This window comes from Curtobacterium sp. MCLR17_042, from assembly GCF_003234695.1.
In the GTDB taxonomy this organism is placed as follows: Bacteria; Actinomycetota; Actinomycetes; order Actinomycetales; family Microbacteriaceae; genus Curtobacterium; species Curtobacterium flaccumfaciens.
Window position 1 is genome coordinate 15,016 of record NZ_QKTD01000001.1, and the last position, 12,999, is coordinate 28,014.

Below are 12,999 nucleotides of genomic sequence, written 5' to 3' on the forward strand. Positions count from 1 at the left end.
CGGCACGGTCAGACCGAGCGCGTAGAGTGCTCACGTGCCCGCAGTCAACCTCGGTATGCCCAAGTCCCCCGAAACCCTCGCTCCGCGTCGCAAGTCGCGGCAGATCCGGGTCGGCAAGGTGCTCGTGGGCGGCGACGCCCCGGTGTCCGTGCAGTCGATGACCACGACGCAGACCACCAACATCAACGCGACGCTGCAGCAGATCGCCGAACTCACGGCCTCGGGCTGCGACATCGTCCGGGTCGCCGTCCCCACGCAGGACGACGCCGACGCGCTGGCGATCATCGCGAAGAAGTCGCAGATCCCCGTGATCGCCGACATCCACTTCCAGCCGAAGTACGTCTTCCAGGCGATCGACGCCGGCTGTGCCGCCGTCCGCGTCAACCCGGGCAACATCCGCAAGTTCGACGACCAGGTCGGCGCGATCGCCAAGGCCGCCAAGGACGCCGGCGTCTCGCTCCGCATCGGCGTGAACGCGGGGTCGCTCGAGCCGAGCCTGCTGCAGAAGTACGGCAAGGCCACCCCGGAGGCGCTCGTCGAGTCCGCGGTGTGGGAAGCCTCCCTGTTCGAGGAGCACGACTTCCACGACTTCAAGATCTCGGTCAAGCACAACGACCCGATCGTGATGGTCAAGGCCTACCGGCAGCTCGCCGCCGCCGGTGACTGGCCGCTGCACCTCGGCGTGACCGAGGCCGGCCCGGAGTTCCAGGGGACGATCAAGAGCGCCACCGCGTTCGGCATCCTGCTGGCCGAGGGCATCGGTGACACCATCCGCGTGTCGCTCTCCGCCCCGCCCGCGCAAGAGGTCAAGGTCGGCCTGCAGATCCTGCAGTCGCTCAACCTGCGCGAGCGCAAGCTCGAGATCGTCTCCTGCCCGAGCTGCGGTCGCGCGCAGGTCGACGTGTACCAGCTCGCGAACGACGTCACGAAGGGGCTCGAGGGCATGACCGTCCCGCTCCGCGTCGCCGTCATGGGCTGCGTCGTGAACGGCCCGGGCGAGGCGCGCGAGGCCGATCTCGGCGTCGCCTCGGGCAACGGCAAGGGGCAGATCTTCGTCAAGGGCCAGGTCGTCAAGACCGTGCCCGAGGCCGAGATCGTCCAGACACTCATCAACGAGGCGAACCGCATCGCGGACGAGATGGGTCCGGCCGCCGCCACCGGCACGCCCCAGGTGATCATGGCGCCGTAGGCGCGACCACCCTCCGACCGGAGGCCCGGTGCCAGCTGGCACCGGGCCTCCGGTCCGTCGTCGTGCGGCGCTGGTGCCGGCGCCAGCGCCGGTCGGCACGGTGCGTGCTTCGCGAGCGGCCGGCGGGTTGATCGCCTGGTGCGAGCCTGCAGGCGCGCACGGAGCGGCTGGTGCCGCACCGGGCGATGAACCTCGCACGGTGCGGCTCCGCTCCGCGGCGCCCGCGGCGCCCGCGGCGCACCGCGGACCGGCCCGGAGGCCCGCTGTGGCTGCTCGACGCGCGTCCCCTCCGCACGGTGCGGACTTCGCGAGCGGCCGCCGCGTTGACCGCCCGGTGCGAGCCTGCAGGCGCGCACGGAGCGGCTGGTGCCGCACCGGCCGATGAACCTCGCACGGTGCGGCTCTGCTCCGCGTCGCCGGCGGCGCCCGCGTCGCCGGCGACGCGCGTGACGCACCGCGGACCGGCCCGGAGGCCCGTTGGGGCTGCTCGATGCGCATCCCCTCCGCAGGGTGCGGACTTCGCGAGCGGCCGCCGCGTTGATCGCCCGGTGCGAGCGTGCAGGCGCGCACGGAGCGGCTGCCGTCGCACGGGCCGGCGAACCTCGCACCGTGCCGAACGGCGCCGCTCGCGCCCAGCGGCGGGCACACCGCAGCGAACCCGCGCCGTCGGCCCGCCGCCACTAGGCTTGCCCCGTGGTCACACGGCTTTCGCATCTGTTCCTCCGTACGCTCCGCGACGACCCCTCCGACGCCGAGGTGACGAGCCACAAGCTGCTCGTCCGCGCCGGGTACGTCCGTCGCCAGTCCCCGGGGATCTTCGCCTGGCTGCCGCTCGGCCTCCGGGTGCGCGCCAAGATCGAGGCGATCATCCGCGACGAGATGGTCGCAGCCGGTGCGCAGGAGGTCCTGCTGCCCGCGCTCCTGCCGCGTGAGCCATACGAGGCGACGAACCGCTGGACCGAGTACGGCGACGGCATGTTCCGCCTGCAGGACCGCAAGGGTTCCGACTACCTGCTCGCCCCCACGCACGAGGAGATGTTCGCGCTCCTGGTGAAGGACCTGTACTCGTCCTACAAGGACCTGCCGGTCACGCTGTTCCAGATCCAGGACAAGTACCGCGACGAGGCCCGGCCCCGCGCCGGACTCCTGCGCGGCCGCGAGTTCACCATGAAGGACGCGTACTCGTTCGACCTCACCGACGAGGGCCTCGAGCGCAGCTACCAGGTCATGCGCGACGCGTACGAGAAGATCTTCGCCCGCCTCGGCCTCGACTACGTCATCGTCAAGGCCGACGCCGGCGCGATGGGCGGCTCCAAGTCCGAGGAGTTCCTGCACCCGATCGGCGTCGGCGAGGACACCTTCGTCCGCAGTGCCGGCGGCTACGCGGCCAACGTCGAGGCGTACGTCACCCCCGTCCCCGAGTCGCTGCCGATCGAGGGCCAGCCGGAGCCCGTGCTGCTGCCCGCCTCGGACACCCCGACGATCGACACGCTCGTCGCCCACGCCAACCAGGTCGCGCCGCGCGAGGGTGCACCGTGGACCGCGGCCGACACGCTGAAGAACGTCGTCCTGGCGCTCACCCACCTCGACGGCACGCGCGAGGTCGTGGTCGTCGGCCTCCCCGGTGACCGCGACGTCGACCTGAAGCGCGCCGAGGTGTCGTTCGCCCCGGCCGAGGTCGAGGCCGCCGGCGACGACGACTTCAAGAAGCACCGCGGTCTGGTGAAGGGCTACATCGGCCCGCAGGTCCTCGGCGCCGACAGCGCCACCGGCCTCCGCTACTTCGTCGACCCGCGTGTGGTCGACGGCACGAGCTGGATCACCGGTGCAAACGAGCGCGGCGTGCACGTGTCCGGCCTCGTCGCCGGCCGTGACTTCGTGGCCGACGGTGTCGTCGAGGTCTCCGACGTCCGCGCCGGTGACCCGTCGCCGGACGGCTCCGGCCCGCTCGAGACCGCGCGTGGCATGGAGATCGGGCACGTCTTCCAGCTCGGTCGCAAGTACGCCGAGGCGCTCGGTCTCAAGGTGCAGGACGAGAACGGCAAGCTCGCGACGGTCACGATGGGCTCGTACGGCATCGGCGTGACCCGCATCCTCGCGATCCTGGCCGAGTCCCACAACGACGAGAAGGGCCTGGTCTGGCCGAAGAACGTCGCGCCGTTCGACGTGCACATCGTCGCCACCGGCCGTGACCAGGTCGCCTACGAGCTGGCGGCCTCCGTCGTCGCCGAGCTCGAGGGCGAGCGGTTCGACGTGCTGTACGACGACCGCCCCAAGGTCTCGCCCGGCGTGAAGCTCCGTGACGCCGAACTACTCGGCATGCCGATCGTCGTCGTCGCCGGTCGCGGCGCCGCCGATGGCGTCGTCGAGCTGTGGGACCGCGCGACCGGCGACCGCCGCGACGTGCCGGTGGCCGAGCTGCTCGACGCGGTCCGCGCGATCTAGACGCGACCCCTGACGGACGGGCGCGCCCCGCTCAGCGGTGACGCGCCAGCGTCACGCGGGGCGCGCCGACCGAGCCTGCGAGGGAGGGGTGCGACGCCGCCACGGGCCTCCTGTCCGCCTCCTGGTTCTGGGGTACGCTTGTGGCCGACTTCTGCGCAGTTCCACCCCGCAGGAGCGACTCATCTGAATACGGAGGCACCTCGGTGAAGATCGATCTCGCAGTCCTGCGACTCATGGAGCGCGAGCGGGAGATCCCGTTCGACGAGCTCGTCCAGATCATCGAATCTGCCATCCTGACCGCCTACCAGAAGCACGCCGACGAGAACGGCGAGCCGGCCCACGCGCAGTCGCGTGTGGAGCTCGACCGCAAGTCCGGCGAGGTCAGCGTCTACGTCCCCGAGCTCGATGACGAGGGCACCGTCATCGGTGAAGCCGTCGACCAGCCGAGCGACTTCGGACGCATCGCGGCCTTCGCGGCGAAGCAGGTCATCAACCAGCGCCTGCGCGACATCGGCGATGACAAGATCCTCGGCGAGTTCCGCGGCAAGGAAGGTGACATCGTCGCAGGCGTGGTCCAGCAGGGCCCGAACCCGAAGATGGTGCACGTCGACCTCGGCACGATCGAGGCGATCCTGCCGCCCGAAGAGCAGGTGCCGGGGGAGTCGTACAAGCACGGCTCCCGCATCCGCGTCTACGTGACGAGCGTCGCCCGTGGCAACAAGGGCCCGCAGATCATCGTGTCGCGCACCCACCCGGGCCTCGTCCGGAAGCTCTTCGCACTCGAGGTCCCGGAGATCGCGTCCGGTGTCGTCGAGATCACCTCGCTCGCCCGCGAGGCCGGCCACCGCACGAAGATCGCCGTCAAGGCGAACGAGCCCGGCGTGAACGCGAAGGGTGCCTGCATCGGCGAGCTCGGCGCACGTGTCCGTGCGGTCACGAACGAGCTCGGTGCCGAGAAGATCGACATCGTCGACTACTCGTCCGACCTCGCGTCGTTCGTCGCGAGCGCCCTGTCGCCGGCCAAGGTGACGAGCGCGTTCGTGCTCGACGCCTCGACGAAGGCCGTCCGCGCGCTCGTGCCGGACTACCAGCTGTCGCTCGCGATCGGCAAGGAGGGGCAGAACGCCCGCCTCGCCGCGAAGCTCACCGGTGCCCGCATCGACATCCAGCCGGACTCCATCCTGGACGGCGAGGACTAGGACGATTTCGCTCCCGGCGCGCCCTGCGAGGGCGCGCCGGATCGCGCACGTCCGAGGCAAGGAGTAGAGTGGTTCCCGTCAGAACGTGCATCGGCAGTCGTCGTCGCGCTTCCCGATCCTCCCTCCTCCGAGTCGTCGCCCTGAGCGATGGCCGTGTCGTGGCGGATCCGAAGGCAGTCATGCCGGGCCGGGGAGCGTGGCTCACACCGACCGTCGATGCCTACGATCTGGCCGTCAAGCGCAGGGCTTTCCGCCGTGCGCTCCGGTTGGATCGCGATCCCGACACGTCCGCGGTGCTCGACCACATCGTCGGTCTCCCACAGGAACCGGCCGAGCGCCCGGACATGACAGAACAGGCTGAACGGCTTATGGACAACTGATGAGCGGCTCGAAATGAGACCCGTCATCCATTGAGTCCTGCCCCTTCACGGGGTGGGACCCGTGAAGGAGAACAGTGGCTAAACCACGCGTACACGAGATCGCAAGCGAACTCGGCGTCGACAGCAAGACCGCACTCGAGAAGCTCAAGGAGCTCGGCGAGTTCGTCCGGGGTGCCAGCTCGAGCATCGAGCCCCCCGTGGCACGGAAGCTCCGTGCCGCCCTCCAGGCAGACGGCGCCCCCGCGGCGAAGCCCGCCGCCTCGACCTCCGCGCCGAGCGCACCCGCCAAGGCCAGCGCGCCGAAGTCGAGTGCACCCAAGCCCGGCGGCCCCCGTCCGGGTCCGGCTCGTCCGGCACCGGCTCCCGAGCCCGAGGCCCCGGCAGCACCCGCTGCCGACGTCCCCGCACCGGCCGCACCGAAGTCCGTCGCCCAGCGACAGGCCGAGGCAGAGGCTGCGCAGAAGGCCCGTGCCGAGAAGCAGGCCGCTGAGAAGCAGGCCGCCGAGCAGGCAGGCGGGTCCACCGACGCTGCTCCGAAGTCCGACGCCGTGAAGCCGGGCACCAGCCCGAAGGCTCCCGCGGCAGCCGGTCCGAAGCCGGGTGGCCCCAAGCCCGGTGCACGTCCGGGCAACAACCCGTACTCGTCGAACCAGGGCATGGGCTCGCGCCCGCCGCGCCCCGGCAACAACCCGTACTCGTCCAACCAGGGCATGGGCCAGCGCCCGGCCGCCGGCGCAGCCGGTGGCGGTGGCATCCCGCGTCCGCAGCCCCCGCGTCCGGGCACGCCCCGTCCGGGTGCTCCGCGTCCGGGTGGTCCCGGTCAGGGCAATCGTCCCAACGGCTTCGGGCAGCGCCCGGGCCAGGGTGGTGGCCGTGGCGGCCCCGGTGCCCGTCCGGGTGCCGGCGGCGGTGCCGGTGGCGGCTTCCCGCGTCCGGCCTTCAGCGGCCCGCGTCCCGCCGGTGGCGGTGGCCGTGGTCGTGGCCCCGGTGGTGGTACCGCCGGTGCGTTCGGTCGCGGTGGCGGCAAGAGCCGTGCCCGCAAGTCGAAGCGGACGAAGCGCGCCGAGTACGAGATGCGTCAGGCCCCGTCGCTCGGCGGTGTGCAGGTCCCTCGTGGCGACGGCAACACGGTCGTCCGACTCCGTCGTGGTGCGAGCATCTCGGACTTCGCGGACAAGATCGACGCCATGCCCGGCAACCTCGTGACGGTGCTGTTCCACCTCGGTGAGATGGCGACTGCGACCGAGTCGCTGGACGAGGCCACGTTCGAGGTCCTCGGTGACGAGCTGGGCTACAAGATCCAGATCGTCTCGCCCGAGGACGAGGACAAGGAGCTCCTCGAGGGCTTCGACATCGACCTCGACGCAGAACTCGAGGACGAAGACGACGACGTGCTGCAGCAGCGGCCGCCGGTGGTCACCGTCATGGGTCACGTCGACCACGGCAAGACCCGCCTCCTCGACGCGATCCGCAACTCGAAGGTCGTCGAGGGCGAGGCCGGTGGCATCACCCAGCACATCGGTGCGTACCAGATCGTCGCGCAGCACGAGGGCATCGACCGCCCGATCACCTTCATCGACACCCCGGGTCACGAGGCCTTCACGGCCATGCGTGCCCGTGGTGCCCAGGTGACGGACATCGCGATCCTCGTGGTCGCGGCGGACGACGGCATCATGCCGCAGACCATCGAGGCGCTGAACCACGCGCAGTCGGCCGGTGTGCCGATCGTCGTCGCGGTCAACAAGATCGACAAGGAAGGCGCGAACCCCGCCAAGGTCCGCCAGCAGCTCACCGAGTACAACCTGGTGGCCGAGGAGTACGGCGGCGACGTCATGTTCGTCGACGTGTCGGCACGGCAGAACATCGGCATCCAGGAGCTCCTGGACGCCGTGCTGCTCACCGCGGACGCCGGTCTCGACCTGCGTGCGAACCCCGACAAGGACGCCCGTGGTGTCGCGATCGAGGCCCGGCTCGACAAGGGTCGCGGTGCAGTCGCCACGGTCCTCATCCAGTCCGGCACGCTCCACGTCGGTGACGCCATCGTGGCGGGCACGGCCTACGGTCGAGTCCGTGCGATGACGGACGAGAACGGGGTCGCGGTCAAGGCTGCGACGCCGAGCCGCCCGGTCCAGGTGCAGGGTCTGTCCTCGGTGCCCCGCGCCGGTGACACCTTCCTCGTCACCGAAGAGGACCGCACGGCGCGTCAGATCGCTGAGAAGCGTGAAGCCGCCGAGCGCAACGCCCTGCTGGCGAAGTCGCGCAAGCGCATCTCGCTCGAGGACTTCACCCGTGCGCTCGAAGAGGGCAAGGTCGAGTCGCTCAACCTCATCATCAAGGGTGACGTCTCCGGTGCCGTCGAGGCACTCGAGCAGTCGCTCCTGGACATCGAGGTCGACGACAGCGTCCAGCTCCGCATCCTGCACCGCGGTGTCGGTGCGATCACGGAGTCGGACATCGACCTCGCCACGATCGACAACGCCATCGTCATCGGCTTCAACGTCCGTCCGGACGTCAAGGCCCGTGAGCGTGCGGCGCGCGAAGGCATCGACGTGCGCTTCTACTCGGTCATCTACAACGCACTCGACGACATCGAGCAGTCCCTCAAGGGCATGCTCAAGCCCGAGTACGAAGAGGTCCAGTCGGGCGTCGCCGAGATCCGCGAGGTGTTCCGTTCCTCGAAGTTCGGCAACATCGCGGGTGTCATCGTCCGCTCCGGCACGATCACGCGCAACGCCAAGGCGCGCGTCATCCGCGAGGGTGTGGTGGTCGCCGATGGCCTGGCCATCGAGTCACTGCGTCGCTTCAAGGACGACGTGACCGAGGTCCGCACGGACTTCGAAGCCGGTATCGGTCTGGGCAAGTTCAACGACATCCAGATCGGCGACGAGGTCGAGACGACCGAACTCGTCGAGAAGCCGCGCGACTGATCGCGTGACTCCTCTGGGCCCCGGCCTCCCCACGTGGGAGGCCGGGGCCCGACCCCTTTCCCACGCAGGACCACCGGCGGGAAGCGTCCCGCCACTGCCTCAGGAGGCACCCAATGGCCGATCCGCAGCGCGCACGCAAGATGGCGGACCGCATCAAGGAAGTCGTCGCACGTCGACTCGACAAGGGTCTGCGGGACCCGCGACTCGGGTTCGTCACGATCACCGACGTCCGTGTGACCGGTGACCTGCAGCACGCGTCGATCTTCTACACCGTGTACGGCACCGACGAGGAGCGTGCGGACTCCGCCGCGGCGCTCAAGGCCGCGACCGGCATGCTCCGGTCCGAGGTCGGCAAGAACATCACCGCCCGGCTCACGCCGTCGCTCGAGTTCATCGCCGACGCCCTGCCCGAGACCTCGGCGCACATGGAGGACCTGCTCGTGCAGGCCCAGGTGCGCGACGAGCAGGTCCGCGCAGCCTCGGTCGGTGCGACGTACGCCGGCGACGCCGACCCGTACAAGCGCGACGAGGACGACGACGCCGACGACGCTGCCGAGACCGACGGCTCCGCCGAGCCGCGTTCCTAGACCCCGGGCAGCTGGTAGCCGCTCGCGTCGTCCCCGACGGCCAGTCCGTCACGCACGAGCGACGCGAGCGCCCGGTCCCGCTGGTCGGCGTCCGGCCACACCGGTTCGATCTCGGACCGGGTGACCGGCACGTCGCTGGCGCGCAGCTCGGCCATGATCAGGCCGCGCACCTGGCGGTCACTGCCGGCGAACTTCGCCTGCCGCGGTGCCCGCGGCCCGTCGTGCTCCGGGTACCCGGCCGCACGCCACGCGCAGCGGTCCGCGATCGGGCACGCATCGCACGCGGGGGAGCGGGACACGCACACCAGCGCGCCGAGCTCCATCACGGCGGCGTTCGTGGCGGCGGCGTCGTCGCGGTCCGCCGGCAGCACGGACTCCATCAGTGGCAGGTCCTGCTTCGCCTTCGCCGGCCCGGGTTCGCCCTGGCCGAGGACCGCACGTGCGAGCACGCGGCGCACGTTGACGTCCACGACCGGGTGCCGGTCGCCGTACGCGAAGACCGCGACGGCGCGGGCGGTGTAGTCGCCGATGCCCGGCAGGGCGAGCAGGGCGTCGACGTCGCGGGGCACGACGTTGCCGTGGTCGTTCGCGATGGCGGTCGCCGCCGCGTGCAGCGCGAGCGCGCGTCTCGGGTAGCCGAGCCGGTCCCAGGCTCGCACCGCCTCGGACGGGGGCGAGTCCGCGAGGTCGCGAGGCGTCGGCCAGCGGGTGAGCCACGCCTCCAGTCGGGGGACCACGCGCGCGACCTGCGTCTGCTGCAGCATGATCTCGCTGACGAGCGTCCCCCACGCGGGGAAGCCGGGGCGGCGCCACGGCAGGTCCCGCGCCTGCTGCCGGAACCACGCGATCAGCGGGGTCGCGATGTCGGGCCGTTCCGGCGTGGCCGACTCCTGCACACCGCGTCGCGCGGTCGGTTTGTCCACGTCCGGTCTGGAGGCCCGACTCGCGTTCACCTCGACAGCCTACGGTGGACGCATGGCACGCTGGGCACCCGAAGAGACCGACACGATGGCTGCGATCGCCGCAGAGGCGATCGCGCAGGTCGGCACGAACCGTACTGTCATCGGCATCGACGGGCAGGACGGCACCGACCTCGAGCGGGTCGCGGCCGCGCTCGTCACCGGTTTCGAGCAGCACGGGATCTCCGCGATGGCGGCCGCCGCGCCGTCGGCCGACCAGGACACGCTCCGGTCCGACCTGGTGACGCCCTTCCGCACGACCGGAGCCGGTGACGGTGTCCTGATCGTGCACGGGCGGGGGACCCTGGCCCCCGGGGTCCGTACCCTGTGGCGCTGGTCGCTGTGGGTCGAGCAGGAGTCCGGCCGGCTCGAGCGTCGTGCCGACGTGAAGATCGCGGCCTCCGCGGTGCTCGACGTCACCGATCCCGAGCACCCCCGCCGCGAGTGGAACGACGCCTGCTGACCGGCGCTGGTAATCTCGCCTGGTGCTCGAAACCGCGCCGGACGGCATCCTCCTCGTCGACAAACCGCAGGGGATCTCCAGCCACCGGGTGGTCTCCATCGCCCGTCGCCGCCTCGGCCTGAAGAAGGTCGGCCACGCCGGCACCCTCGACCCCATGGCGACGGGGCTGCTGCTGCTCGGTATCGGGCCGTCCACCCGGTTGCTCACGCACCTGGTGGGCCTCGACAAGACCTACACGGCGACCATCCGGCTCGGTGTCTCCACGGACTCCGACGACGCCGACGGCACGCCGACCGCTGCTGTCGGTGTGGCCGCTGCCGACGTATCGGACGACGCCGTCGAGACCGCCGTCGCGGCGCAGCGGGGCGTGATCGACCAGGTCCCGTCCACGGTCAGCGCGATCAAGGTCGACGGGCGCCGTGCCTACGACCTGGCGCGCAAGGGCGAGGCGGTGGAGCTCAAGTCCCGCACGGTGACCGTCTCGCAGTTCGACGTGACGACGCGGAACGAGCGGACCGTCGCCGTCGACGGCACCGACGTCGCCGTGGTGGACCTGGACGTCGTCGTGACCTGCTCGTCGGGCACCTACGTCCGCGCGCTCGCCCGTGACGTCGGCGCGGCCCTCGGCACCGGGGCGCACCTCGTCGCCCTCCGTCGGACACGCGTCGGACCGTTCGACGTGCAGGACGCCATCGACCTCGAGGACGACGCCGTCGACGTCCGCGCCGCGCTCGCACGTCCGGCGGACATCGCCCGCCGACTCTTCTCGTCGGTGACGCTCGACGCAGCCTCGGCGAAGGACCTCACCGACGGCAAGCGTGTCGCGGCCGAGCACCCCGACTCGGACGGACCGGTGGCAGCGGTCACCGCGTCCGACGACCGGCTGGTCGGCCTCGTCTCCGTCCGCCGCGGACTGCTCCGGGTCATCACGAACTTCCCGACGCCCGGTGCGTCGTCCTCCTCGCAGACCGGAGCCCGCGCGTGATCGAGTGGTACATGTGGGTGCAGCTGGTGCTCGCCGTCGTTGTGGGGCTCTTCGCGGTCGTCGTGGGGTTCATCGGCTGGAAGCCGAACGACTACACCGTCGGCGCCCTCGTGCTCATCGAACTGCTGCTCCTGGCGCAGGGCGTCATCTCGATCGTGCTGCCGGCGACGGGCAGCCCGCCCGACGGCAACGCGCTCGAGTTCGGGGTGTACGCCGTTTCTGTCCTGCTCGTCCCGCCGGCCGCGGTCGTGTGGGCACTGATCGACCGCACGAAGTGGAGCACCGTGGTGCTCGGCGCGGGGGCCTTCACCGTCGCGGTGATGGTCTACCGGATGTACCAGATCTGGTTCGCGCTGAACTGACGCCGGAGGTCATGCGCGCAGCCGGGCGTCGGTAGAATCGGTGCAATGGCGACCAGATCCTCACTCGCGACCGGCATCGGCCGCGTCCTCATCGCCGTGTACGGCATCCTCGCGCTGGCGGCGACCGGACGCAGCGTCGTGCAGATCATCGAGAAGTTCTCGTTCGCACCGTTCGCCTACACGCTCAGTGCCGTCGCTGCCGTCGTCTACATCGTCGCGATGATCGCCCTCATCGTGCCCGGCCGGTTCTGGTACCGGGTCGCCTGCGTCACGATCGTGTTCGAGATGACCGGCGTGCTCGTCATCGGCACCCTGTCGCTGTTCGACCGCCAGCTGTTCCCCGACGACACCATCTGGTCGTACTACGGCTTGGGCTACGCCTTCGCGCCGCTCGTGCTGCCGATCGCCGGGCTCTGGTGGCTCCGCAAGCACCACCGCACGGTCACCGAGCCGTCGGCACCGGCTGCGTCCTCGTCCACCGCCCCGGCGAGCGAGTAGGAGCCACCGTGCAGTTCTACGAGGACACCGCCGACGTGGCGGACGGGTTCGGCCCGAGCGCCGTCACCATCGGGAAGTTCGACGGCGTGCACGTCGGGCACCGAGCCGTCATCGCACACCTCGAGCGCGCCGCCCGCGAGCACGACCTCGTGGCCACCGTGGTCACGTTCGACCGCCACCCGCTCAACGTCATCGACCCGCCGCACGTCCCGCCGGCACTGACCAGCACCGCGCAGCGCCGCGAACTGCTCGAGGAGGCCGGGGTCGACGCCACCCTGCTGCTCCGCTTCGACCAGGAACTGCAGTCGAAGTCGCCCGAGGCGTTCGTGTCCGAGATCCTCGTCGACACCCTGCACGCCCGGCTCGTCTTCGTCGGCAGCGACTTCCGCTTCGGTGCGAAGGGCGCCGGTGACGTCGCGCTGCTCCGGACCCTGGGGGAGCAGCACGGCTTCACCGTCGAGCTCATCGACGACGTGGACCTCATCGACGACGTCCGACCCGACGGTGAGCGCCGCGTGTCCTCCACCTGGATCCGGGAGCTCCTGGGCCAGGGCCGCGTGGCCGAGGCCGCACGACTCCTCGGGCGGGAGCACGCCGTGCGGAGCGTCGTGGTGCACGGCAACCAGCGCGGCCGGGCGATGGGGTACCCCACCGCGAACCTCGACCCGGCGTGCGAGGGCTTCGTCCCCGCCGACGGCGTCTACGCCGCCCGGGTGCTGCACGACGGCACCGTCTACCCGGCAGCGGTGTCGGTCGGCAACAACCCGACGTTCGAGGGTGTGCCGGCGAAGCAGATCGAGGCGCACCTGCTCGACGTCGACATCGACCTGTACGGCGATCGGATCTCGGTGCTCTTCGTGTCGTACGTGCGCGGCATGGTGAAGTTCTCGTCGATGGACGAGCTCGCCGCGCAGATGCGGCAGGACGACCTCGACATCCGGCTGCTGCTCGGACTGCCCGCGCCGGTCTGACCTGCCGAGCACGCTGAAGCGGCCACCACGAACG

General features: G+C 70.8%; 12 protein-coding genes. 11 read left to right on the plus strand and 1 reads right to left on the minus strand.

Annotated features, from left to right (window positions below):
• The first annotated feature begins 34 nt into the window (after window positions 1–34).
• The 6 genes from ispG (at window position 35) to rbfA (ending at window position 8,727) form a co-directional block, all read left to right on the plus strand.
• On the plus strand, window positions 35–1,189 hold the full coding sequence (ispG, locus tag DEJ02_RS00065) for a flavodoxin-dependent (E)-4-hydroxy-3-methylbut-2-enyl-diphosphate synthase (RefSeq protein ID WP_171907786.1): 1,155 nt from the start codon (window positions 35–37) through the stop codon (window positions 1,187–1,189).
• Between the two features lie 693 nt (window positions 1,190–1,882).
• Window positions 1,883–3,634 (plus strand): proline--tRNA ligase, encoded by a 1,752-nt coding sequence (locus tag DEJ02_RS00070; RefSeq protein WP_111031588.1) that lies wholly within the window; start codon window positions 1,883–1,885, stop codon window positions 3,632–3,634.
• 203 nt (window positions 3,635–3,837) lie between these two features.
• On the plus strand, window positions 3,838–4,833 hold the full coding sequence (nusA, locus tag DEJ02_RS00075) for a transcription termination factor NusA (protein WP_071414715.1): 996 nt from the start codon (window positions 3,838–3,840) through the stop codon (window positions 4,831–4,833).
• A 68-nt stretch (window positions 4,834–4,901) separates the two neighbouring features.
• Complete coding sequence (locus DEJ02_RS00080; RefSeq protein ID WP_031259737.1) at window positions 4,902–5,213, plus strand: YlxR family protein; 312 nt, start codon at window positions 4,902–4,904, stop codon at window positions 5,211–5,213.
• A 74-nt stretch (window positions 5,214–5,287) separates the two neighbouring features.
• Entirely contained in the window at window positions 5,288–8,140 is a 2,853-nt protein-coding gene (infB, locus tag DEJ02_RS00085; RefSeq protein WP_111031589.1) for a translation initiation factor IF-2, read from the plus strand.
• A 113-nt stretch (window positions 8,141–8,253) separates the two neighbouring features.
• A complete protein-coding gene (gene rbfA, locus DEJ02_RS00090; protein ID WP_111031590.1) occupies window positions 8,254–8,727 on the plus strand; it encodes a 30S ribosome-binding factor RbfA in 474 nt (157 codons plus the stop codon).
• Here the strand turns inward: rbfA and DEJ02_RS00095 are convergent.
• Window positions 8,724–9,650 carry an A/G-specific adenine glycosylase gene (locus tag DEJ02_RS00095; RefSeq protein WP_375342359.1) on the minus strand — a complete coding sequence of 309 codons (927 nt, stop codon included), beginning with the start codon at window positions 9,648–9,650 and terminating at the stop codon, window positions 8,724–8,726. The genes rbfA and DEJ02_RS00095 overlap by 4 nt on opposite strands.
• Window positions 9,651–9,702: 52 nt before the next feature.
• On the opposite strand from DEJ02_RS00095, the gene DEJ02_RS00100 reads away from it, so the two are divergent.
• Genes DEJ02_RS00100 through DEJ02_RS00120 form a run of 5 tightly spaced genes read left to right on the plus strand, consistent with a single transcriptional unit; the run spans window position 9,703 to window position 12,965 of the window.
• On the plus strand, window positions 9,703–10,149 hold the full coding sequence (locus DEJ02_RS00100; RefSeq protein ID WP_146249187.1) for a hypothetical protein: 447 nt from the start codon (window positions 9,703–9,705) through the stop codon (window positions 10,147–10,149).
• Window positions 10,150–10,171: 22 nt separating this feature from the next.
• The gene (gene truB, locus DEJ02_RS00105) at window positions 10,172–11,134 is read left to right on the plus strand and encodes a tRNA pseudouridine(55) synthase TruB (protein ID WP_071244775.1); all 963 of its coding nucleotides are present in this window, start codon (window positions 10,172–10,174) and stop codon (window positions 11,132–11,134) included.
• Entirely contained in the window at window positions 11,131–11,496 is a 366-nt protein-coding gene (locus DEJ02_RS00110) for a hypothetical protein (protein ID WP_071403707.1), read from the plus strand. The genes truB and DEJ02_RS00110 overlap by 4 nt, the downstream gene beginning before the upstream one ends.
• A 45-nt stretch (window positions 11,497–11,541) precedes the next feature.
• A complete protein-coding gene (locus tag DEJ02_RS00115; protein WP_111031592.1) occupies window positions 11,542–11,994 on the plus strand; it encodes a hypothetical protein in 453 nt (150 codons plus the stop codon).
• Between the two features lie 8 nt (window positions 11,995–12,002).
• On the plus strand, window positions 12,003–12,965 hold the full coding sequence (locus DEJ02_RS00120) for a bifunctional riboflavin kinase/FAD synthetase (RefSeq protein WP_071414720.1): 963 nt from the start codon (window positions 12,003–12,005) through the stop codon (window positions 12,963–12,965).
• The last annotated feature ends 34 nt before the right edge of the window (window positions 12,966–12,999 follow it).

What these genes read in the sequence shown, in the direction of transcription:
- DEJ02_RS00100 (WP_146249187.1), top strand. Translation starts at nt 9,703, where the DNA reads ATGGCACGCTGGGCACCCGAAGAGACCGACACGATGGCTGCGATCGCC.
- DEJ02_RS00115 (WP_111031592.1), top strand. Translation starts at nt 11,542, where the DNA reads ATGGCGACCAGATCCTCACTCGCGACCGGCATCGGCCGCGTCCTCATC.
- rbfA (WP_111031590.1), top strand. Translation starts at nt 8,254, where the DNA reads ATGGCCGATCCGCAGCGCGCACGCAAGATGGCGGACCGCATCAAGGAA.